At 46.5% G+C, this 24,226-nt stretch carries 15 protein-coding genes and 2 tRNA genes; 9 read left to right on the forward strand and 8 right to left on the reverse strand.

The window, feature by feature from the left end; translation table 11 throughout:
- Positions 1-471: 471 nt before the first annotated feature.
- The 3 genes from HQ43_RS06570 to HQ43_RS09915 all read right to left on the reverse strand — a co-directional run bounded on the left by HQ43_RS06570 (position 472) and on the right by HQ43_RS09915 (position 2,229).
- Positions 472-663, reverse strand: coding sequence for a hypothetical protein (locus HQ43_RS06570; RefSeq protein ID WP_036791333.1), 192 nt, complete (start codon positions 661-663; stop codon positions 472-474).
- Between the two features lie 446 nt (positions 664-1,109).
- Positions 1,110-1,619: a subtilase family N-terminal domain-containing protein gene (locus tag HQ43_RS06575; protein ID WP_152567494.1), complete on the reverse strand. Its 510-nt coding sequence runs from the start codon at positions 1,617-1,619 to the stop codon at positions 1,110-1,112.
- A gap of 469 nt (positions 1,620-2,088) precedes the next feature.
- Positions 2,089-2,229: a hypothetical protein gene (locus HQ43_RS09915; protein WP_160216109.1), complete on the reverse strand. Its 141-nt coding sequence runs from the start codon at positions 2,227-2,229 to the stop codon at positions 2,089-2,091.
- Positions 2,230-2,323: 94 nt separating this feature from the next.
- Here HQ43_RS09915 and HQ43_RS09920 point away from each other — a divergent pair, with 94 nt between their 5' ends.
- The gene (locus tag HQ43_RS09920; RefSeq protein WP_160217615.1) at positions 2,324-2,497 is read left to right on the forward strand and encodes a hypothetical protein; all 174 of its coding nucleotides are present in this window, start codon (positions 2,324-2,326) and stop codon (positions 2,495-2,497) included.
- Here HQ43_RS09920 and HQ43_RS06580 read toward each other — a convergent pair.
- From HQ43_RS06580 to HQ43_RS06590, 3 genes are all read right to left on the reverse strand, one after another.
- A complete protein-coding gene (locus HQ43_RS06580) occupies positions 2,480-3,433 on the reverse strand; it encodes a PorV/PorQ family protein (RefSeq protein ID WP_036791339.1) in 954 nt (317 codons plus the stop codon). The genes HQ43_RS09920 and HQ43_RS06580 overlap by 18 nt on opposite strands.
- A 46-nt stretch (positions 3,434-3,479) precedes the next feature.
- The gene (locus HQ43_RS06585; protein WP_036791342.1) at positions 3,480-6,302 is read right to left on the reverse strand and encodes a S8 family serine peptidase; all 2,823 of its coding nucleotides are present in this window, start codon (positions 6,300-6,302) and stop codon (positions 3,480-3,482) included.
- Positions 6,303-6,441: 139 nt separating this feature from the next.
- Entirely contained in the window at positions 6,442-8,166 is a 1,725-nt protein-coding gene (locus HQ43_RS06590; protein ID WP_036791345.1) for a BACON domain-containing protein, read from the reverse strand.
- A gap of 381 nt (positions 8,167-8,547) precedes the next feature.
- Between HQ43_RS06590 and rplS the strand changes: the two genes are divergently transcribed.
- The 8 genes from rplS (at position 8,548) to HQ43_RS06630 (ending at position 20,518) form a co-directional block, all read left to right on the forward strand.
- Positions 8,548-8,898 carry a 50S ribosomal protein L19 gene (rplS, locus tag HQ43_RS06595; protein ID WP_036791350.1) on the forward strand — a complete coding sequence of 117 codons (351 nt, stop codon included), beginning with the start codon at positions 8,548-8,550 and terminating at the stop codon, positions 8,896-8,898.
- Between the two features lie 833 nt (positions 8,899-9,731).
- Positions 9,732-9,805 (forward strand) — tRNA-Arg (locus tag HQ43_RS06600).
- Between the two features lie 43 nt (positions 9,806-9,848).
- Positions 9,849-9,932 (forward strand) — tRNA-Leu (locus tag HQ43_RS06605).
- A gap of 123 nt (positions 9,933-10,055) precedes the next feature.
- A complete protein-coding gene (gene ispE, locus HQ43_RS06610; RefSeq protein ID WP_036791353.1) occupies positions 10,056-10,865 on the forward strand; it encodes a 4-(cytidine 5'-diphospho)-2-C-methyl-D-erythritol kinase in 810 nt (269 codons plus the stop codon).
- 24 nt (positions 10,866-10,889) lie between these two features.
- A complete protein-coding gene (locus HQ43_RS06615; protein WP_081964566.1) occupies positions 10,890-13,484 on the forward strand; it encodes an alpha/beta hydrolase family protein in 2,595 nt (864 codons plus the stop codon).
- Between the two features lie 214 nt (positions 13,485-13,698).
- On the forward strand, positions 13,699-15,036 hold the full coding sequence (locus HQ43_RS06620; protein ID WP_052103123.1) for an NCS2 family permease: 1,338 nt from the start codon (positions 13,699-13,701) through the stop codon (positions 15,034-15,036).
- Between the two features lie 134 nt (positions 15,037-15,170).
- A complete protein-coding gene (locus HQ43_RS06625) occupies positions 15,171-16,934 on the forward strand; it encodes a DEAD/DEAH box helicase (RefSeq protein WP_052103124.1) in 1,764 nt (587 codons plus the stop codon).
- Positions 16,935-17,386: 452 nt separating this feature from the next.
- The gene (locus HQ43_RS06630; RefSeq protein ID WP_152567495.1) at positions 17,387-20,518 is read left to right on the forward strand and encodes a leucine-rich repeat domain-containing protein; all 3,132 of its coding nucleotides are present in this window, start codon (positions 17,387-17,389) and stop codon (positions 20,516-20,518) included.
- Between the two features lie 989 nt (positions 20,519-21,507).
- Here HQ43_RS06630 and HQ43_RS06645 read toward each other — a convergent pair.
- Both HQ43_RS06645 and HQ43_RS06650 read right to left on the reverse strand, forming a co-directional pair.
- Positions 21,508-22,950 carry an aspartate ammonia-lyase gene (locus tag HQ43_RS06645; protein WP_036791366.1) on the reverse strand — a complete coding sequence of 481 codons (1,443 nt, stop codon included), beginning with the start codon at positions 22,948-22,950 and terminating at the stop codon, positions 21,508-21,510.
- A 14-nt stretch (positions 22,951-22,964) separates the two neighbouring features.
- On the reverse strand, positions 22,965-24,221 hold the full coding sequence (locus HQ43_RS06650) for a DUF1015 domain-containing protein (RefSeq protein ID WP_036791369.1): 1,257 nt from the start codon (positions 24,219-24,221) through the stop codon (positions 22,965-22,967).
- Positions 24,222-24,226 lie beyond the last annotated feature (5 nt).

The raw sequence follows: 24,226 nt of genomic DNA on the forward strand, positions 1-24,226 counted from the left end.
ACACACCCTTTATAATCGTGTGTTAATAGTTTTGGGTTAAATAAGAAAACGCCTCTAAAGCGTATTCAATCGTTTTTATACACTTTTTGGAGAAGGTCTGAATACCAACCTTAATCCGATGTCTGACGCAATGTAGACCTTTTTGTTTTAACTTGCAAGAAAAAATAGGGGAATTAACATTTTCCTCCCCTTATTTTTAGATTAAATAGCATCCTTGACTTGATGCGTAACGACAGGATTCTTAATACTCTATTGGTGTCTCCGCTGCTTATTTCGGATGAAGTGATACTATCAAACTACCCTTTTCGAGCCGGAAACTCAATGCCGAAACGGTCTCAAAAACCAAACTGAATGTTCCCGATTGGGAGCGATCTTTTGCAGATTTGCACGCAGAACAGCCCGGAAGTAAATGGCAGGTAAATGCCTCGTTATAAAAAAGCATCGATACCGGAGTATCAATGCTTTTTGTTGTTATTGGTTTTTCTTAGTGCCGCTACGCCAAAGCCCTATCAGGATCGAGATGGCAAAGATGCCGAGAATGATCATTAGGGCAAATTTTAGAAGTGCGCTGGAAATGACGATAATTCCTTTTGCTATTGTAAACACAAGGACAAACAGTCCGATGACCAAAAGGGTTCCAAGTAATTTCTTTAATATATTCATCTTTCTTTCGTATGTGTACAATATAAAGATACGAAAAATAGGGGAGGATTCCAAGTTTAATCCCCGATGAGAGTGCTTTCCATTTATGGTAGGCGGCATATTTTACTCTTTTCTTTTTTGTCTACGGAAACAGGATGGAAACTCTTTTCCTTTTCGGGAGTGAACCGGTAAATGCTCTGAACTGCTTTGCTTTTTCCTCTAAACCCGTTCGTATTTTCCATTATTCAGGTTCGGAGGTGCAAATCAAGGCTCGAAGCGTGCAAACCGAGATGCGAATGGTGCAAATCGACTCTTGATTTGCAGAGAACAAGCTGTGCTTTTCAACTCTAAACGGGTTTAGATTCGCTCTTAAAGCGGTTAAGAAACAGTTCCGAATAGCTATAATCCGGTTTAGAGAGATGCTTATGGGAAAAAGGGATAAGATTTTGTTCCCCGACAGAGCTTCTTCAAGAAATCTGCATCGTAGCTTCCGGTATGGCTTCTGCTTGTTCCACTTCCGGGAGAGACAGCATCATCTCGCACGCTTTGGAGGGAGAGATGCCTTTGTCGAAGGTTACGATGAACCACCTGTGCAGCCCTTCTTGCCGGCTTCTCTCTTCATGTTTCCCTGACGGAGGGAATAGCCGTTCCACTCGTGTTGCTTTTATTTCTTTCAGTACGGAGGTCAGACGAGCAGGCAGACTGTTCATGGAGATCTCGCCGGAGTCGTTCATCTTGATGTTTTGCAGTGCGGCTTCGGATACGTATATGTGTATCCTTCCTTGCACGAATGCCTCTGCCCGAAGTGTGGTGGAGGTGTCTGTTGCTGTTTCGGATGTTTCTGTCATGCTGTTTTTCAGGGATGTTTTACTGTTTTTGCAGGAGACCGGCAGCATCATTACCGGCAGAACCATAGCAAGCACCGTTCCCAATGTGCGGCGGCTAAGGCTCGTTTCTTTTGTCTTGTCTCTTTTCATCTTGTGAAGTGTACGGATCCGGATGCAATTTAGCGACTTTCTTTGAAAAGCACTAAAGGTTTTGGAGAAAAGCACTAAAGGTTTTGGAAGAAAGCACTAAAGGTTTTGGAAGAAAGCACTAAAGGTTTCGGGAAAAAGCACTAAAGGTTTTGGAAGAAAGCACTAAAGGTTTTGGGAGAAAGCACTAAAGGTTTTGGCGAAAAGCACTAAAGGTTTTGGCGAAAAGCACTAAAGGTTTTGGAGAAAAGCACTAAAGGTTTTGGAGGAAAGCACTAAAGGTTTTGGAGGAAAGCACTAAAGGTTTTGGAGGAAAGTACTAAAGGTTTTGGAGGAAAGTACTAAAGGTTTTGGAGGAAGCACCTAATCTTTTTGGAGAAAGTACCTAATCTTTCTGTGAAAAGTACCTAATCTTTTCGGAGAAAGTACCTAATCTTTTTGGAGAAAGTACCTAATCTTTTTGGAGAAAGCACTAAAGATTTCCGGGAAAAGATTCGCTGCTTTTCAGAAAACGTTGTGGAAGAAGATTTTCTACGCAGCTTTCGGGTAGGTGTCCGGTGGCTGTTCTCTTCCGGCAAAGAAGGATAGGGGGCTCTTGGATGGGGTTGTTCATCTGTCCGTTTTGTTATCTTTTTTGTGTGGCAGGGTTTGCCTTTAGACCGTGCAGGGGCAATGCCCGAAAGGGTGATTTTGGCAGCTGCTGTTTTGTGAATGCAGTTTTATTTATCGTTTTCGGGAGCCGGGATAGTGCAGGGGAGAGGAACTATCGTGGCGATGCTGCTTCGGGATCTGCCGGAATGGGAATAAAAAAAGACCTGCACACGCTGCGTGTACAGGTCTTTTCTTTTATAGGTATCGAGCGATCAATAGTCGAACGATAGAGACAGCATCATCTTTTGAGAGCCATATTCTCCTAAGCCTCTGATGCCGGCAAGGTCGAGCTTGACGTTGTAGAACTTCACTCCGATACCTGCACTCCAAGCGCTGGTAGACCGGCTGCCATACTGATAACCTGCGCGAAGGCTTACCATCTTGTAGAGCGTGTAGTCCGCACCGATGTTTGCTTGGTATAGCGGATCGGATGCCAAGAAGAAGTATCTTCCGCCAAGAGTGAAGTTGAACTCGTGAGTATCAGAAACTGCTGTCGCAAAGTCTCCTGTAAGCTCTGCTCTTGAAGGTACCGCAAACACGTCCTTGGCAGAGTAAGCGATAGGTGCTCCAAGATCGGACACGCGAGCAGCGATGTTCAAATATTTTGCACCACTATTGGTGAGATCCATGAAGTAATTGGCTCCAAGGCTGAATGTTCCCGTCATGGCTGTTCTGCCTGTGTAGCTTTGGATGAATGATCCGGAAGCAAAAGCAGATAGCTTGTCATTGAAACGGAAGGCATAACCTAAGTCGGCACTCCAATCGAATGGAGAAAGCGGCTTGCCCGGTGTACCGAACTGATCCTTTATAGAAGGAAGAGTGAGACCTCCCTGATAGCGGAAACCTGCATACACAACGTGGCGGTCGAGGAATCTCCATCCGGCAGTGGCCATTCCGTTCAAGAGTCTGCCTTCTGCCATAGCCATCTTAGGGAACATAAGTCCGCTTGCAGAGACTGTGAACTTCTTGTCTGTTTGGAAGATGGAAGCCGGGTTTACATAAAGATAGCTTCTGTCTGTATGCGCCAACGATACACCACCCATCGCAGCAGTACGTGCATCAACGGGAGTCTCTAATATCGGAAGGCTTTGAGCTGCCGCCTTTGGAGCAGAGAATAGTCCCATTGCTGCCAAGGCCATTGCTCCAATGATATATTTTATCTTCATATCTTTTTTATAGTTATTGATACGGTTGAAAATTTATGATCTACAATTACCTCTTTTGGACAGCTCTTTCATAAGGTTTGCCGCCTGTCTTCACTCTCAAAGTATATGTACCCGGAGCTACTTTGCTTGTGTTGATCTTGGCAACACCTGTATGATCTGCAGGTACTTCCTTATCCAAAACAACTGCTCCGGTAACACTTATCAAAGTGATGTGAGCTTTCTTGTGTGTCGGGTTGAGCCAAACATTCAACTCCTTCTGCATTGGAAGAGGCCATACAGAGTAAACATCGAGAGAAGGATCTTCAACTACGGTAACAGAGAAAGATGCCATGGATGACATGTGTCCGTTGCTTACTTCCACAGATATGGTTGTGCGTCCGGGCTTGTATCCCTTGATGGTTAGCTTACCCTTATCGTCTACGTCGGCAGAAGCTACCGAGCCGTTGGATGAAGAAGCCTTGTATGTAAATGTCAAGAACTCTTGAGGAGTTACATAGTCTGCAAGGTTAAGAGAAGCTCCTTCTCCCTTAGCTCCTATTGTTGGAGTTGGGAACGCTTTCTTAAATTCAGGCTCTGTTACGGTAACGATTCTGAATGGAATAGTATATGTGAAAGAACTCTTAAGCTCGTCTGTAAGTTTAAGATTGAACGAGTATTCACCGGCAGAAGATAGCGGACGGATAGTAACTTTCAAGCCTTTGTCTATCCGTGCTACGCTTACGCAGTTGGTCTTATCCTCCAAAGTATATTGCCACTTGTGCCCATCCGGATCGGAAATATTGAATTCATACTCGACTTTTCCCAAGATATTCAAGAGAACAAGTGGATTTTCGGGTACGTTGGAGATTACCGGAGGATTGTTCTTTTTTGTCTTTACGGAGATAAAGGATGGAGCCGAGAATAAATTCCAACGGTCTATTGCTACAAGAGCAAAATGATACTCTTTATCAGGAGTCAACTTCTTTACCACGAAAGATACTTCGTCATTAACAGACAAGCCTTTGCCTCCGACGAGAGGATTGCTTATAAGTTCGCCTTCTTTTTTGTAATTGTTTGCGTTAAGAGGGGTCGTAGACATGTAAACGGCATACTTGTCCGCTGTCCCATCATCTTCATCTTTGGGTACATTCCAAAATAGTGTAAGCTCTGTGAAATTAACATTTGCATTGATCTTACTGCTGTTGAACTTAGGAGATTCCGGAGCTTTTTGATCATTTTTAAGAGTCAAAGCTGCATAAGCATCGACATAGCCTGACCCCAAACGTCCTGCTGCTCCCGGATTTATCTTGTCTATATCCACCGGTAGTATAGAAGCCAGCAAACGAGTCTTTAGATCTTCACTGGTAAATCCGGGACCACCGAAATGAGATACAATAAGAGCTGCAACACCTGAGGCGTGAGGACATGCCATGGAGGTACCTTGATAGTATGTGTACCAATCTACTACGTTTGCAGCATTTTTGTCGGTCGTACTTAAGACTCCCGCTTTTGTTCCATACAGCATCTGATCTCCACCCGGAGCTGAGATATCTACCCAGTCGCCATAATTGGAGTAGGTAGCCCTCTTAAAGTTTGTACCGATTGCTGAGACGGCAATACATCCTTCGTATGCTGCCGGTTGGCTTGTAAATTCCAATCCATCATTACCGGCTGCAAAAAGCACAACTCCCCCCTTCATTGGAGAGTCCGGTCTTTGGTTGCCCTTCCCATCAGTACCGGCATATTTTACGAAATAATCGATGGCTACTTTTAGAGAGTTCGGAGTAGTATAGACACCTGAACGATAAGGATATCCCCAAGAGTTTTGAGATATAACGGCTCCATTGTCTGCTCCGTATTTGATAGCTGCCGCAGCGTTGCCACCCTGAGCACCTTCTCGGAAGATCGCTGCCGACATGATACGTACTCCGGTATTAGGGTCTCCATTACCTCCGGCTACTCCTGCTACTCCGACACCATTGTTATTTTTTGCAGCGATAGTTCCTGCAACGTGTGTTCCATGAGCATCTTCGTCCGGACGTAAATTCCCTTGATCGGTTACAAAACAGTAGCCATTGATGTCATCGACAAATCCATTATTGTCATCATCGACACCGGAAGTCCCGTTCTGTTCGGCCTGATTTACCCACATATTATCCGCAAGGTCGGGATGATCTACATCTACCCCACCGTCCACTACGCAGACGATGACATTTGGGGTACCGGTGGAGATTTCCCACGCTTTGAAAAGGTTGATGTCGGATCCCATGACTCCCGCAGGAACACCGGTTCCTATGTTGTTGTAGTGCCATTGTTCCTTCAGAAGAGGGTCGTTGAATGGCATTTTGGCATTTCTTTTAAGGTAGTCTTCGGTTGAACTTAATAAATTTATGGCTGCAGGATGCTGATTAGCAGAAGCCGGAACTATTACAGGATTGAATTCTACAATCTCTACACCATCTACGCTATCAAGAGCTTGCATTGCTCTGGATATCTCCACCCCTTTGTCGAAACGTACTATGAACCATAGGTGCAGGCCTTCTTTTCTTGATCTTTCTTCAAACTCTCCTGCCGGTGGAAACAATCTTGTTATAGCTGTGGCCTTTATGCTTTGTAGAGCAGAACCCATAGAAGAGGGAACGCTGCTCATTTGTACTTCTCCCAATTGTGCCTGAGTTAAACTCTGCTCAACTTCATCTGTGATCTTGATGATAATCTCTCCCGGAACAGCTGCACCCGGAGGAACATTATACATTTTTAGAGAAGACGATGATGTGTTTGGTTGTTCTTTTTGTTGGCTGTTGTCCGCATATTGGACTTCTCTTTCATTTTGGCAGCCTCCTACTGTCAAGAGCCCAAAGAGAACGCTCAGCAAATATACTTTTTTCATGATCTTGTTATTACTTTAAAGTAGATAGAAATATCCCCACCGAAGAGGCTACAGTGTACCCTGCTACACTCTCGGTGGGGATATCCAAACTATCTCATTTATACATTAAGTCTATATAAATGAACTACGGTCTTAATGGTTACTTAAGAGAAAACTTCTCAAACTTTGTTTGATTTTTGTTTGCAGCTGCTTTTTGAAGAGAAGCCATTTTTGCTTCAAATCTAGCTTTCACTTCGTTCTTATCTTTACCGTAGTAGTAGTCGCTCAGGCGAGCTCCTTGTATTTTTGATGCACCTTCTTCATACCACATTGCGAATTGAAGAGATACTTCACCCGGATTTACGTCGCTGAATTGAGCCGGTCTAAGCATCAATACAAGGTCTTCCTTGGTTACGAAAAAGAATCTTCCATCTCTTTCCAAAGAGTTTGCATCGAAACCTTCTTTGTCTTTAAGAGCGATAAACTCTTTTGTTGGAGCATAAGCACCATCAGGACGCAACCACATTACCAAGTTGATCTTATCTTGGCTGAAGATTTGAGCGAATTGAGTCAAACTTTGTAGTAGAGCAGGATCTAGTCCGGCATCTCCGGTTTTGTGGTAGAATGCCAAAACATCTTTCGCCTCTTCTTTTCCAACTTCACCTTCCTTAACAAAACTTTGAGCCTGGAGTTCTTCCGGTTTTTTTTGATTTGGATAATCTTTCTCCTTCTTGTATCCACGTTCTGTCATAAATGCGACAACATCCGCAGTCTTTTTGTCTTTATTATCCAAGAACTCTTTAAGAAGGTATGGGAACTTAGAGAACGTTGGATAGTCTTTATCTTGAATGTAGTAGTGCTCGAATATAACTCCATAAACCATTGTTCCATCCTCTTGAGGTTCTTGAAGAATGGTAGCACGTAACATCTTATCACTGTTTTGATACACAAGCTTCTTCGCTGCAGACATATCTTGCATAAAGGTAAATCCTGCATTCTTAAGAGCTTCGATAAATGCTCCTTCTGCAATTCTTTCCCATGTGTCTGTTGTTGCTACAATAACTTTCCATGTTTTCGGGTTATTGAAAGGAATAAGATAAGTAGCATTGATGAAACCGTCTGCTTCAGGAATTACTGTCAGCATACCCGGTTGTGGTCCGAAGAAGCTTTGTCCCGGTTCGCGCAAGCTTATTATGATAGAGCCTTGTGCTGCCTCCATTTTTGCACGTTGGAAGACGCTCATCTCAGCATCAAAAATAGGGAAGTAAACTGCATTAGATATATTTTGGAATACTCTGATAGCCTTAACTTCTGCACCAACTTTTATAAATACTTTAGCTTCGCGTGCTTTGTCTGTTTTATTAGCAGCAACCTCAGCCTTCACAAAGTTACCGGCTCTGGTAACGTTAAGCCAATCTGTCTGTTCAAATTCCATAGACCATTGTTCTGCATTTGTTTCTACAGCGACAAGGAATTGTCCGCCACTTACAGGAGCTTCAATTGTTTCAGAAGAAACATTGATGAAAATCTTAGAAGCGCTTTGAGTCACAGCGATCTTTTCCATAAGGCCACCTGCGTAAACGATAACTTCAGCCTTACGATCTTTTCCAAGAGTGTTTGCTTGTGCTCCAACCACGATGCCTTCGCCTTTGCGAGTAGCTGTAAGCCACTCAGCGTTCGTAGATACATTCCACTTGGTTTGGTTTGTTGTTACTTGAACTTGTGGTTCTGTCGGATTCTGTGCTTGGTTGTTTAAGGTTAGGGTTTGCGCAGATAGCGTTAAAGTAGGTTCTTCCGGCCCGTCATTTTTTGGCGTACAAGAAACGCTCATCAAGCTCGCAAGAACGACTGCTGAGAACACAGCAAGAAAGTTTTTTAGCTTCATAATCTTGAGATTTTGAGTTAGTAAAAAATACATTTAGGTTAAAAATTATTCAAGTAAATGGTTGTCAAAAATAGTCTATAATCATCAACATCAGATTGATGAAGATAGGGTAAGGTAGTCAAGAGCGCTTTGAATATTGAATTCTGCTCATAAATTACGGCAAATATTTTCTAATAAACAAATTCTTTTGCCCTGAAGCAAAAAAAAATTTTTTATGAGACTTGGCATTCCATCAGCTGTTTGGGGAGATGTTTGGGAGTCTTAATAATAATAACTATATTTGCACCGCTTTGCGTAACCTCTGATAGGAATGTTATTACAGAGTGTGGCCTATGTACGTTGCGTTTGGCTTATTATATATATGTATAAGCGATCAATATTATGGATTTGATTAAAGTAGCCGAAGAGGCATTTAAGAGCGGTAAAGAACATGCGCGTTTCAAGAGCGGGGATACCATCACCGTAGGATACCGCATTCGTGAAGGTAATAAGGAGCGTGTCCAGCAGTTTCGTGGAGATGTTCTTCGTATATCCGGACACGGAGACAAGAAGATGTTTACCGTGCGTAAGATCTCAGGAGGTGTCGGTGTAGAGCGTATTTTCCCTCTCAACTCTCCGTTTATTGAAGAGATTGTGGTGAATAAGCGCGGTCGTGTGCGTAGAGCCAAGCTTTACTACCTTCGTAAACTCACCGGTAAGAAGGCTCGTATCAAAGAGCTTCGCACCTACTAAGGAGGGAGGCAGACTCCCCGAAGCCTGTCCAAGGCTTCTTTATATAGATTGGGTTAAAGAGAGAGCACTGTTCCGATTTTATTTCGGACGGTGCTCTTTTTATTTTACTTTTTTTGCTGTGATTGGGGAGGCGTTTCGGGGATATTCTTTACTCCCTTTTTGGGGGAGCTTTTATATAAAAACGGACTCTCCTGTTTTTCTCTTCTCTTTCCGTTTTCTCTTCTGTTTTGGGGCTGAAAAGGCAGATTGTTTTATCTCAACTCTCTGTGGATGATCGGTTTATGTTGAAATTTGAAATTCGGAGAAAAATTTTTCTCAGTCCGTTTGATGGGGCTTTTTCGCGTTAATAGATGTGAATTTTAACACCTGCCTCTGTAAATGTTCCCTAATGAAGAAATCTACCTTTTCAGGGGTGTTTTAGGGTGAAAATACGTAGTTTATTGATTATTAGCGTTTTAGAGGATTTGGCTAAACACGTTAACCGAATCCGGTAAACGTATTAAATGAAATCGATAAACGTGTTTGTTGAAAAATTAAACACGTTAAGCCGACAAAATATGCTTGTTTCGCGTTTTGGGTGAACAGGTGTCGAAAATAGTGTTAATAAAACGGGCTGATTTAACAAATTCGGGACCCCTCCGAAAACAGAGGTGGAGGATGAAATAGAGAGAGATGTTTGGCGGAGCTTTTTGAGGGATGGAATATATAAAAATGACGTCTTGGGAGAGGGGCGATTTCGGGTGTAAAACAATTTATTGGGGCCTCTATTGTGTGGTACGAAAAAAAACATTACCTTTGCACAGCAAATCGGGACACCGGTTTCAAGCGAATTAGGTCGGGTAGCTCAGCTGGATAGAGCAACAGCCTTCTAAGCTGTGGGTCCTGGGTTCGAATCCCAGCCTGATCACAACAATAAGATGGAAAATGTCTTCAGAGGCTTTGCCTCATGAGCGCAGGTGGTGAAATAGGTAGACACGCTACTTTGAGGGGGTAGTGCCGGTTCCGGTGTGTGAGTTCGAATCTCATCCTGCGCACAGAGAAAAAAAGTAACAAGAGGTGCCTGAGTGCTAAGCATTCAGGCACCTTTTTGTATCTTTGCCCAAGTTACAAGCAACTATCTCGTAGAGAGAACCGTTGCTCTCACTTATCTTGCAAGAATGCTTACATTTCCAAAAGCAAAAATCAATCTCGGTTTAGAGATTGTCGAGAAGCGTCCGGATGGGTATCACAATCTCCAGACGCTGTTTTATCCTATCCCTTTGACAGATGTACTGGAAATATGTTCGGGAGTGGAGACTTTCTCTTTTGATGGAGGAGATGCGCTCTCCGACTGTCCGGTGGAGCAGAATCTCGTGGTCAAGGCATACAGGATGATGGAAGCGCGGTACGGATTACCGCCCGTAAAGATCATTCTGCGCAAGCATATCCCTCATGGTGCAGGGCTTGGCGGAGGGTCGAGTGATGCAGCAAGCACGCTTGTGATGCTGAATGACCTGTTTCACCTGAACTGCTCTCGTGAAGAGTTGGCTCTCATGGGAGCGAGATTGGGTGCTGATGTCCCCTGTTTTCTGTACGACTCTCCCACTTACGGAGAGGGAATCGGAGACATTTTGACCCCTTTTGATTCTTTCTCTCTCAAGGGGTATCATCTTCTTTTGTTGCTGCCGGATATTTATATCTCCACACCGGAAGCGTACTCCGGAGTCTGTCCGATGAAACCCGAGGTGGGTTTGAGGGAAAGGCTGAATCTGCCTTTGAAAGAGTGGAGAGGAGTAGTAAGCAATCGTTTCGAGTCTTCTCTTTTCCCTCGTCATCCTCATCTTGTCGAGCTCAAAGAGCTGTTATACCGGCAAGGTGCCCTTTATGCTTCGATGAGCGGGTCGGGTTCTGCCATGTACGGCATCTTTGACAGTGAACCGGATCTCTACTCTTTTAAGACATGGCGAACATTTCTCATGAAATTATAATTACCAAATAACACAAACATTTTTATGAGCCGTAAAACATTTTTAGCAGCAATGCTGTGCTCTCTTTTCTTGGGGAGCGGTGCTCTTTTGGCGCAGGACACTAAAGCCAAACAGGAGATCAAGACTCCGAAGATCTCTTATGCCAAAAGATTGCAATATGCCGGTCCGGTGAATATATCCCGTCCGGTGCTCTCGGATAGTACAAATCTGTCCGGCAAGAGCTACGATGTACAGACCATGCTTTACTATTCTCCCCGTGTCAATCTTGCTAATGACACACGCACTCTTCTTTCTCCGAAAAGTGGAGAGAAGCCTGTATTCAGTGTGCCTGTGAAGAGAATAGCAGACCCCAATACCTTGCAGTATCATATCTTCAACTTCAATCTTCTTCCGGAAACTTACACCAAGGGAACGCTCTCGATAGAGTGTAACGCTCCTTTTGAAGTGTTGGTGGACAACGCCTCAAAGCTAAAAGGTGTCGGAGCAAAGGCGGTAAGCGACAGCATTAAACCGCAAACATCGAAGATAACACTGCTGCCCAAGACTCATGCCGTTACCGTTAAGGTTGCGCTCTCAAGCAAGGACTCTTTGGAAAACATAGAGCTTCGTGCCGGATTTACTCCCGATCGCGAAGACAGAATAGTAGAGGTACGCTCGGATGCCAAGCACCATCCAGATCCGAACTTTATGATCTACGGACGCACATTGGCAGGGTCTCAAATCTCTCCGAGTGGCGATTACGTCATTCTCTACTTCCGTCCATCTGCTGCAAGCAGAGCAGGAGAGCAGTCGTTGCTCTTCCATAAAGGAAAGAAGATAGCGGAGTTCGACGGAGTTGCATCCCGTGCACGCTGGATGCCTAAGACAGACAAACTCTACTACGATGAGACTACCGAGAAGGGACGTACACTGTATGCCTACGATCCGAAAGTTATGAAGCGTGAAGTGATTCACTCCGGCATTCCGGAAACAGGCAGTTACTTCATGTCTCCGGGAGAGACATCTTTGATCTTCAATGTATCGGAAGAGGGACAGAAATACAATAAAAACCTGGATCGTCTTGCTGCTCCCGGAGACAGACTACCCGGTTTCAGACACCGGAATTTTATTTCTATTTTCGACTTGAAGAGCGGAGTGTTCTATCCGGTTACATTCGGAAACAGATCCACATATATTCAGGATGTCGCTCCGGACGATTCCAAGCTGATCTTCTCCGTATCTACTCCTACGCCTACCAAGCGTCCGTTCAGATCCACAAGCTACTACGAAGTGGATCTAAGGACAAGAAGAGTGGATACGCTCTTCGTAAACGATACAGAGATAGCGAGCTTGTACTACTCCGCACTGCCTAATATGCTTGTGGCTACCGGTAGTGCCGATGCGTTCCATGGCGTAGGAAGACTTCTTCCTAAGGGGATGATCGTCAACACTTACGACACCCAGCTCTTCCTCTATGACCGTGTGAACAAGACGGCAAGACCGCTTAGCAAGAGCCTCGACCGCTCTATCGAAACCGTTTTGGTGCCGACCAACCGCCCCGAAGCATACTTTATCGCAGAGGTGGGAGACCGTAAACTTCTCTACGTTAGCGATATTAAGAGCGGTAAGATAACCCGTCTTTCCAAGAAAGAAGACTATGTGAAAAACTTCTCTGTATCTGCTCTCTCGGGTGATGTTACCTATATCGGACAGAGTGCCACATCCTCGGATCGCTTCTACATGATAGATGCCAAGAAGAGAAGAGAAGCCCTTTTGTACGATCTTGATGCCGAGAAAGGTAAAGATCTTATTCGTAGTAACATGGCGGACTGGGACTATATAGCTCCCGACGGCACCGAGATTCAAGGCCGTTTCTATCTGCCTCCCAACTTCGATCCGAACAAGAAGTATCCGATGATTGTCTACTACTACGCCGGAACCTCTCCCGTAAACCGTATGTTTGAAGGTTCTTACTCTTTGGCGATGTATGCCTCTTTGGGATATGTTGTGTATAGCATGAACCCCAGCGGCTCTACCGGTTATGGCCAGGAGTTTGCCGCTCGTCACGTGAATGCTTGGGGCGATCGCACCGCAGCCGAAATCATAGGCGCAGTAAAGGCTTTCTGTAAGTCGCATCCTTTCGTGAATGCAAAAAAGGTAGGCTGTATGGGTGCAAGCTACGGAGGCTTTATGACTCAATACTTGCAGACACAAACGGATATTTTTGCTGCTGCGGCGAGTCATGCCGGTATCTCGGCACTTTCATCCTATTGGGGAGAGGGTTATTGGGGAGTAGGTTATAGCAGTGTTGCAAGTGCGGACAGCTATCCATGGAATAACCCCGACCTTTATACCAAGCATAGCCCGCTCTTCTTGGCAGACAAGATCAACACGCCTCTTCTTCTGCTTCATGGAACAAAAGATACCAATGTGCCCGATGGAGAGAGTGTACAGATGTATCAGGCTCTTAAGATTTTAGGTAAAGAGGTAGAGTATGTACGTATCTACGGAGAAGATCATGGTATTATAAACCCGGAGAAACGTCTTGCATGGACCTCAACGATAATGGCTTGGTTTGCTAAACATTTGCAGGATGACCCTACTTGGTGGAACGATCTTTTCCCTGCGAATAACCTTTAACCGGGACATCGGGTAAGCTCCCGAAACTAAACATAAAGCATCCGGAGAATGCTCAAAAGGCATTTCCCGGATGCTTTTATTTTTTTAGAATTTTAGCAGTTCTCTTAGAATTTATACCTTTGTGCCGAAAAAACAGGAGGGGGAACAGCTTCTTTTCTTCTCTTTTCGAGAATAACGCTTAAATCATACACAATACAAGACATCTCTACACACTATGAACGTTTTACTTCGCAGCCTCGGCTTCGACTCCGGTAAGCACAGACTTCGCACAGAAGTCATAGCCGGGCTTACTACTTTTCTCACTATGAGCTATATTTTGGCGGTAAATCCGGACATTCTCAGTGCTACCGGAATGGACAAAGGAGCCGTCTTCACCGCCACCGCTTTGGCTTCAGCAGTGGGAACACTCCTGATTGCTTTCTTGGCAAAGCTGCCATTTGCTCAAGCTCCGAGTATGGGTATCAATGCCTTTTTTGCCTTCACGCTCGTCATGGGAATGGGTTACAGCTGGGAGGCCGCACTTGCCGCTGTTTTTGTCGAAGGGATTATTTTTATCCTGCTTACGGTGTTCAACATTCGGGAGCAGATTGTCAAATGTATTCCGGTCAATCTTCGCTACGCCATCTCAGCCGGTATAGGAATGTTTATAGCCTTTATCGGGCTGAAAAATGCGGGTATCATCGTTTCGCACGAAGCCACTTTCGTTACGCTCGGATCCTTTACCCCTGCTGCCACGCTTGCCTGCATCGGTATCCTTATCAGTGCGGCTCTCATTGTCCTAAGGGTAAGAGGTGCTCTCTTTTACGGTATAGTGATATGTACCATCATAGGTATCCCGATGGGTGTAACGGCTCTACCCGATACTTTCACCCCCGTATCCATGCCGCGCTCATTGGAGCCGACGTTCTTGAAGTTCGACTTCCGCGCACTGCTCAATATGGATATGGCTCTTACCATCTTTGCATTGGTCTTCATGGATATATTCAATACCGTGGGAACACTTATCGGAGCAGCTGCCAAGACAGAAATGATGGACGAGCAGGGTAATGTGAAGAATATCAAGCCGGCAATGATGGCAGATGCCGTGGCTACATCCGTTGGGGCGGTATTGGGAACATCTACCGTTACCACATTTGTAGAGAGTGCTTCGGGAATTGCCGAGGGTGGTCGCACAGGCTTGACCGCATTCACCACTTCCATACTCTTTATCACCGCTCTCTTCTTATCTCCTCTCTTCCTGCTCGTACCCTCTGCCGCCACCACGGGAGCATTGGTGCTTGTGGGAGTGTTCATGCTGAGTGCTATTCAGGAGATAGATCTCTCCGATATTTCAGAAGCGATGCCATGCTTTATCACCATGCTTACTATGGTGCTTACCTACAATATAGCGGAAGGTATGGCGCTTGGACTCATCAGCTTCACGCTGGTAAAGATGCTGTGCGGACGCTTCAAAGAGGTGAGTGTAACACTCTATGTGGTATCTGCCCTGCTGCTTTTGCGCTACATGTTGCAGACTCCTCTATTCGATACCATTGCTTCTCTTTTCCAATAAAATCCGTTTCAAATATCATAAAAGAGCTGCCGGGGGTTTTCTCTTTCGGTGGCTCTTTTGTTGTTAATTGGTTGAAATATCGTAACTTTGCACCATGCAGAAGAATATTATTCTGCATTTATCTATAATAATATATGACATTTAACGAACTGGGAGTATCTGCTCCTCTTCTTCGCGCTGTGGAAGCGCTTGGTTATGATCAGCCTATGCCTATACAAGAGGCTGTGATACCCCACCTGCTTGGAGAGAGCAGAGACATCATCGCACTGGCTCAGACCGGCACCGGAAAGACGGCAGCATTCGGCTTGCCTCTCCTTCAAAACTTAGACACAACGCAACGCATCCCTCAGGCACTCATACTGGCTCCCACTCGTGAGCTTTGTGTGCAGATTGCCGGAGACCTTGCCGACTACTCGCAATACATGAAAAACGTGGGCATCGTAGCCGTTTACGGAGGTGCTTCCATAGAGCAGCAGATCCGCACCATCCGTTCCGGAGTGCAGATCATCGTAGCCACTCCGGGTCGCCTTATAGACTTGATGAAGCGAGGAGTGGTGAACCTCTCCACCGTGAGAGACGTTGTGCTCGATGAAGCAGACGAGATGCTAAATATGGGCTTCACGGAAAGCATCGAAGAGATCCTTGCTCAAGTGCCATCCGAAAGACATCTGCTCCTCTTCTCTGCCACCATGCCGAAGGAGATTGCAGCCATTGCGTCCGGCTACATGAAGAAGCCGACGGAGATCGTGATAGGCGCAAAGAACGAGGGCAACAAGAATATCCGCCACATCTATTACATGGTGGCGGCAAAAGATAAGTATCTGACACTTAAACGTATTGCGGACTACTATCCCAATATCTACGGCATCATCTTCTGCCGTACCCGGAGAGAAACGCAGGAGATAGCCGACAAACTCATACAGGACGGCTACAATGCCGACTCTCTGCATGGCGATCTGTCGCAGGCTCAAAGGGATTATGTGATGCAGAAGTTCAGAATCCGCAACCTCCAACTCCTTGTCGCTACGGATGTGGCAGCACGCGGACTCGATGTGAACGACCTTACACACGTCATCCATTACGGTCTGCCCGAAGATGTGGAAAGCTATACCCACCGAAGCGGACGCACTGCCCGTGCAGGAAAAAGCGGACTCAGCATTGCCATCTGCCACTCTCGCGAGAAAGGGCGTCTAAGGGACATCGAAAAGATTATAGGCAGTCAGATAGAACGCGCTTACGTACCCACCGGAAGAGAGGTATGCGAGCGACAGCTCTTCACGCTTGCGGATAAAATAGAGAGTACACTGCCCGATGATGAAGACCAGATGCTCTCTGCCATCCTCCCCGCCATCGTCTCCAAACTCTCGTGGATAGATAAAGAGGAGCTTATACGCCGCTTCATCTCTATGGAGAGCCACAGACTTCTCCAGTACTATCGTGCCGCACAAGAGGTGGAGGAAGTGCCCGACAAACCACTGCACGATGATCGTTCCAAAGGATCGGAGCGCAGAGGACGCAAGAAACAGCGCGAGAACGGCATCCCCGAACCGGGATATGCTCGTCTGCAAATCAACTTCGGACGTCGTGATAAGCTGTACCCCAACTCCCTCATAGAGCTTCTCAATGCTACCACAGGCGGAGCACGTGTGGAGGTAGGTAAGATAGATATTTACGATACATTCTCTTACTTTGAAGTGCCGGAACGAGATGCCAAGACGGTTATCTCTTCCATGAACGATTTTGAAGTGGGATCGCGAGCTATCATGGTGCGTAAAGCGCAACCCAAAGGCGGTGCAGGAGAGAAAGAGTCCGGGCATGGACGAGACAGATCTTCCACTACATCGCGCAAAGATATGCGCCGTGCCGGAAAGAGTGGTAACGGCAGACGGAGAAGATAATCCTTCCGAAGGAAACGATAGAAGAGCAGAAAGCAGGTGCGGGAGCATCGCTTTCTGCTCTTTTTTGTGTGGAGACTTTTGTGTCTGAATCTGTTCAGAGAGTAGAACAAACAGGTTTAGAACTTTGGTTGAACCTTTTCGGAGATCTAAAGCAGGGCGTGATTGTCGGACATTGCGGTTTGAGTTGTGGAGATCAAGACGCGGTTTGCACAACTCAAGACTTGAGTTCGGGGAGTGAACAAGTTCAGGGAAAGTTTTATATCTGTTTATCTTCTTTTTTGTTAAGGCTTATCGTGAAGACCGAGACAACTCCTTGAATATTTATACATTTATGCATACCTTTGTTTTATGGGGTAATAACCATACCCCTGATGAACAGACGGTATTCCGAAGGTCTTAACCCCGGATGCTTTTTGATCATTGAATAAGAATAAACAGAAATACATAATCAGATGAAACGGATTTTTACGAGTGGAGTATGCGTTTTAATGTTGTTCCTCACTATTTTATCGACAAGCTGCCGTAACGATCGTGCGGAGCTGGTTTCGCAAGAAAAAGGCAGAAAGCTCACTCTTACGGCATCCATGCCACAGAATGAAGCCGGAATGAGAGTCGGCTTGGAGAAAGGAGCAGATGGCAATACTCTCGTTGCTCGTTGGAAAGCGGGCGACAAGGTAGCATTTATCTTCGAGCAGACCGGGACGCTGACCGCTCCCGTGGAGGTAACCATTTCTTCCATCGAGCAGGATGGCAAGCTGGCAAGGTTGAGCATCGAAGTGCCGGAAATCATAAACGTACAGCAGGAGTACACCATTCACGCTTTCTGCGGAATACCGGGGACGGGAGCACGTGTACAGGATGGAGAGATCCTCGTGGACATATTGCCATTGAGGGAGAACAGGTTGGAAGATATCGTTGTCCCGGTAATTGCCGAGGAGGATGTCGATCCTGATGAGACGGATATAGAGTTGGACTTCTCTCATCTCGGCAGTATCGAGTATGTAGATCTAAAAAACAGTTCGGGAGAGGAGCTCAGGGTGTCCAACTGTCATCTTTATCCCGTAAAGGGAGATGCGGAAGAGTGGAGATATGTGCCCGGAAACGGAAAGATTCATTTCTATAAAGTCTCGGCAGAGAATGTGCTGTCCGTCGATGGCACCAAGCCCAACCCGATAAAGGAGTCGGGTTCTGCTGTTTCGATAGCACCCGGAGCCACTCACACTTTTGCGGTATGGCACTACCCTAAAAAGAGAAATATTCCGGAGTTTGGTATATCCATGCAGACGGATGGAGGAGCTGTCCTTTCTCGAAACACGAGAGTAGCGAAGCCGTTTGCCATGACTCCCGGCAAGGCTTATCGTGTACGGGCAGAGTGGAAGAGCGGTATCCTGAAGATCGAAGACGATATTGTGGAAGGAGTGCCCGCCATGACTCTTACAACGGAGATGGAAGTGGGGCAGACGATAACGCTCTATATCAAAGCAGAGGATAAGGACAAGCCCGATGTCTGGATAGACTTGAACAACAACAAGATCAAGGATGCAGGAGAGCGTGTGATGGTATTTGAACAACATGAGGAGTATACGCTGGGTGCTCAGACAATAGTAGTCTATGGCAATATCACCGAGTTTGTTTGCAAAGAAAACCGGCTCACCGCACTGGATGTACAGGAGAATAAGGCTCTGGAGTTATTGGAGTGTCAAGATAACCTGCTCAAGACTTTGGACGTGAGTAAGAATACGGAGTTGGAAGAGCTGCATTGCGACAACAACTCACTCGCTACTTTGGATGTCTCGAAGAATATCGAGCTTGATAATCTGGTCTGCTCCACCAACGCTCTTACGGCTTTGGACGTGAGCAACAATGCGAAGTTGACATTCTTGTACTGTGATAGTAATAAAGAGCTGACCTCTTTGAAGATCAGCAACAGCATCAACGAGTTTCTCTTCTGCCGTCACTGCAAGCTGAGCGCGGAGGCGTTGGACAATATCTTCCGAACCCTTCCGGATGTGAGCGGAAGCGAAAAGGATCCGAAGGTCTTCGTGGAAAAGAACCCCGGTGCTGATGACTGTCATCCAGAGATAGCCACCAAGAAAGGCTGGAAAGTGGATGTAAAGGGCAAGCCGCTTCCTACTCCTGCCGGCAACAGTATGACTCTCACGACGAAGAAAATGATCGGCGAGACGATAGAGCTTTACATCGATGCTGAGGACGCAGACCAAAAGAATGTTTGGATAGACCTGAACAACAACAAGATCAAAGACGCCGGAGAGGATGCCGTGGAGTTTGAAGTGCACAAGCATTACAGGCTGGATGCTCAGACGATAGTGGTGTATGGCAATGTTACAAAGTTCTTCTGCAAGGGAGCCCGGATTACGGCTCTGGATGTACAGAAGAACAATGCGTTGGAAGAGTTGGTGTGCGACGAGAACAAGCTTACAGCTTTGGATGTGCGCAAGAACGTCAAGCTGGAGAAGCTGCACTGCTCCGAGAACAAACTCTCTACTCTGGACGTGAGGAATAATCCGGAGCTGGAACTGCTGTTCTGCGACTACAACTCTCTCACCACTCTGGACGTGAGCAAGAACAGAAAGCTCGAAAAGCTGGTCTGCTCCGGCAACAAGCTTGCCGCTTTGGATGTGAGTGGCAATCCGGAGCTGGAGTTCTTGCACTGCGAAAACAACAAGGAGCTGACCACTCTCGACATCGGCTCCGGTATTGATGATCAGCTTTACTCCCGCGGCTGCAAGCTCGGCGCGGAGGAGCTGGACAACATCTTCCGAATACTTCCGGATGTGAGAGGAAAGGGGAAAGAGAAGAAGATCCTTGTAGACAACACCCCCGGCGCAGCCGACTGTCATCCGGAGATAGCCACCAAGAAAGGCTGGACAGTGGATGTCAAGGGCAAGCCGCTACCTCCAACTCCTCCCGGCAATAGGATGACGATGACGACAAAGAAAGCCATCGGTGAGAAGATAAAGCTTTGGATATATGCCGAGGAAGCAGACCGCCCGAACGTCTGGATAGACCTGAACAACAATTATGTCAAAGATGCGGGCGAGAACGTAACCGTATTTGGTACCGAACAAGAGTACACACTCGGATCCCGGATCGTTACGGTGTATGGCAACGTATTCATGCTTACAAGCAACAGTAACAAGCTCACCTCGCTGGATGTGAGCAAGAACACAGCTTTGGTAGATTTGGGCTGCTACGGTAACGAGCTCACCTCGTTGGATGTGAGCAAGAACACAGCCTTAAAAGGGCTATTCTGTGGAGCTAATCTGTTCACTTCGCTGGATGTGAGCAAGAATACCAAGCTGGATGCTTTGGCTTGCGACTACAACAGGGATCTTACTTCCTTGAAGATCCCCGGCAGTATCAGAGACAGACTGCACTGCAAGGAATGCAAGCTGAGTGCGGAGATGCTGAACGAAATATTCAGAACACTTCCCGATGTAACCAAGCAGCCCGGTGGAAAGAAGACGGTCTATATCTATGGCAATCCCGGCACGGATGAGTGTGATAAATCCATCGCCACGAGTAAAGGGTGGAAGGTATCTCTCGACCCGAAAGAGTGGTAAGGTATCTCTCGACCCGAAGTAGCGGAGCATAAAATATTATAAACAGATTCGGGCAGTGCCGGTGCGATAAGTGCCGGCACTGCTTTTTTTGTGCCGAGACGGAAAACCGGGATCGGGAAAAGAGAAAAGGTCGGTTTCGGAGAGGATGAAAATTTCGTACGTACAAAAAAATATTTTCGTACGTACGAAAAAAAATTTATGTGCGCACGAAAAAAAAATTACGTGCGCACGAAAAAAAATTTCCGTAGGTAAGAAAAAATATTTTCGTAGGTAAGAAAAAAAATTTCCGTAGGTAAGAAAAAATATTTTCGTAGGTAAGGAAAAAAATTTCCGTAGGTAAGAAAAAATATTTTCGTAGGTAAGGAAAAAAATTTCCGTAGGTAAGAAAAAATATTTTCGTAGGTAAGGAAAAAAATTTCCGTAGGTAAGAAAAAATATTTTCGTAGGTAAGGAAAAAAATTTCGTGGCCAAGAAAAAAAATTTTCGTGGCCAAGAAAAAAAATTTTTGTGGCCAAGAAAAAAAATTTTTGTGGCCAAGAAAAAATATTTGCGTGCGGACAGAAAAATATCTGTGTGCGGACAGAAAAATATCTGCGTACACAGAAAAAGTATTTTCTTTAGCATAAGAGTCGCGGCTTTATAGGCGCAAAAACATATTTTTGTGAGTGAAAAAATAATTTTTTATCATCATGAAAAATATTTTTTATGCTAAGGAGCATATTTTGTCTGCGCACAAAAAAATCTTTCTGTACCAAAGAAAGGAGATTTTTGTCCGAAAAGGAGAAAATTTTTGTCCGAAAAAGAGGGAATTTTTGTCCGAAAGGAAATAAAATTTCATGCGGATGGAAATTTTCCCCGAAAAGGGTCGGGAGGAGACCGCTTGGGTTGCCGCAAGTGGGGCAGGTGGCTTGGCGTTGCGGAGATATGAAAATGGCAGCCTGCACTTGGAGGTGCAGGCTGCCATCGGATGTCATAAAGCGGTGAGGATGTCAGGCTTCGGGAAGATCTTTGAGCGGCTTGATGTCCAGCTTCACCGGCTTGATCATGTTTTCCGGAGCAAGGATCGTGTCAAGATCTTCTTTGGTGAGGATGCCCATTTCGAGCACAAGCTCGTAGACGCCACGACCCGTTTCGGCCGCTTTCTTGGCAATCTTGGTGGAGTTTTTGTAGCCTATGATCGGGTTGAGTGCGGTAACGATGCCCATGCTGTTGTGGATGTGAGCCAGACACTTTTCGCGGTTGGCTTTCATGTCTCTGATGCAGAAGTCGCGCATGGTGTCCATCCCCCGCATGAGGTAGTGCCCGCTCTCGAAGGCGCATTGTGCCATGACGGGTTCCATCGCATTCAGCTCGAGCTGGGCGGCTTCCCCTGCCATGGTTACGCAGACGTCGTTCCCGATCACTTTGTAGCAGATCTGCGACATCACTTCGGGTATCACGGGGTTCACCTTGCCGGGCATGATGGAGGAGCCGGGCTGGCGTGCGGGGACATCGAGTTCGCCAAGTCCGCAACGAGGACCGGAGCCCATCAATCGGATGTCGTTGGCTATCTTGCTGAGCTTGACGGCAAGGCGTTTCATCGCTTGCGAGTAGCCGATGATGTGCGAGGTGTCGGAGGTGGCACCTACCAAGTGGTGCGCGAGCTTTATGTCCCATCCGGTGATCTCGCGAAGGGCTTCGACGCACAGCTCGGCATAGCCCGGCTCGGAACAGATACCGGTGCCTATCGCCGTTGCTCCCATATTGACGGTGAGGAGCTGTCCGGCCGCATGGTCGAGGTTGGCGATCTCTTCTTCGAGGATGGATGCAAAGCCGCCGAAGGTTTGTCCCATCGTCATCGGCACGGCATCTTCAAGCTGGGTGCGTCCCATCTTGAGCACGTCGGCAAACTCACGGCTCTTCTCTTGCAAGGAGGCTATGTAGCTCTTGAGGTGCTCGATGAGGCGGAGGTGCATGGAGTAGATGCCGAGGTGAATGGCGGTGGGGAAAGCATCATTGGTGCTTTGGGAGGCGTTGACGTGGTCGTTGGGAGAGCAGTATTTGTACTCTCCTCTGCGGTGTCCCATGATTTCCAATGCTCTGTTGGCTATCACCTCATTGGCGTTCATGTTGGTAGATGTGCCGGCTCCTCCCTGTATCATGTCTATGGGGAAGGCTTCGGTGTGCTTGCCGTCGAGGATCTCTCTGCACGCCTGCATGATGGCGTCAAACTGCTGCTGGGTGATGATGCCTTGCTTGACATTTGCCATGGCAGCTCCCATCTTTGTGTAGGCAAGACCTTTGAGGAGGTCGGGTGTCTCGTTGAGACGGAAGGTAGAGATGTTGAAGTTTTCTATCGCACGGAGTGTCTGTACACCGTAGAGGTGTTTCTCTTCGATCTCTCTTGAGCCTAAAAGGTCGGACTCTATTCTGGTTTTCTTTGTATCAGCCATGATGAATCCCTCCCTTATTGTTCTTCTTCCAAAGAGTGTATAACAAGTCCGGAACGAAGCTTCGGCTCGAACCACGTAGTCTTCGGAGGCATGATGTTGCCGGTGTCCGCAATGTCTATGAGCTGCTGCATGGATACGGGATAGAGCGCAAGAGCCACTACCATCTCGCCGCTGTCTACGCGTTTTTTCAGCTCTCCGAGTCCGCGGATACCGCCCACGAAGTCTATCCTCTTGCTGGTGCGGAGGTCGTCTATACCAAGAATGTCTCTCAGAATAAGGTCGGAAGAGATCGTAACATCGAGCACACCGATGGGATCGTTGTCGTTATATGTGCCGGGCTTTGCAGTAAGCGAGTACCACTTTCCTCCCAAGTACATGGAGAAGTTGTGCAGTGCGGCAGGCTTGTAGATCTCTGTGCCTTTCTCTTCCACAACGAAGTGTTCGCCAATCTTTGCGAGGAACTGCTCCAGAGTGAGGCCGTTGAGGTCTTTTACCACACGGTTATAGTCGATGATGGTAAGGTGAGAAGCCGGGAAGCAGACCGCCATGAAGAAGTTGTACTCTTCGTCTCCTGTGTGGTTCGGGTTCTGCTTAGCCTTTTCTGCTCCCACAAGTGCAGCCGCTGCCGATCTGTGGTGTCCGTCTGCGATGTAAAGGGCAGGCATCTTCGCAAATGCTTCTGTGATGGTCTCGATGTCTTTCGCATCGTCCACGATCCAGAAGTGGTGTCCGAATCCGTCAAGGCTTGCCACGAAATCATACTCCGGTATCTTGGCGGCGTACTTGTCCAATATCGCTTGAAGCTCCGCATTATCGGGGAAAGTGAAGAATACCGGCTCGATGTTCGCATTGTTTACTCTCACGTGCTTCATGCGGTCTTCTTCTTTGTCTTTGCGGGTAAGCTCGTGCTTTTTGATCTTACCGCTCATATAGTCGTCTACGTGCGCTCCAACAACAAAGCCATATTGAGTCTTGCCGTTCATCGTTTGAGCGTAGATGTAGTACATAGGTTTTTCATCTTTCACAAGCCATCCGTTCTTTTGGAACAGGTTGAAGTTTTCAGCGGCTTTGTTGTAGACTTTCTCTTCATGCTCGTCTGTACCGATAGGGAAGTCTATCTCCGGACGGATGATGCGGTAAAGAGACTTTTCGTTACCTGCTGCCTCGGCACGCGCTTCATCGCTATTGAGTACGTCGTAAGGGCGAGATACCACTTCTTCGACCATTGATTTTGGAGGTCTGATGCCTTTGAAAGGTCTTATTCTTGCCATAATAT

The organism is Porphyromonas canoris, from assembly GCF_000769115.1.
In the GTDB taxonomy this organism is placed as follows: Bacteria; Bacteroidota; Bacteroidia; order Bacteroidales; family Porphyromonadaceae; genus Porphyromonas_A; species Porphyromonas_A canoris.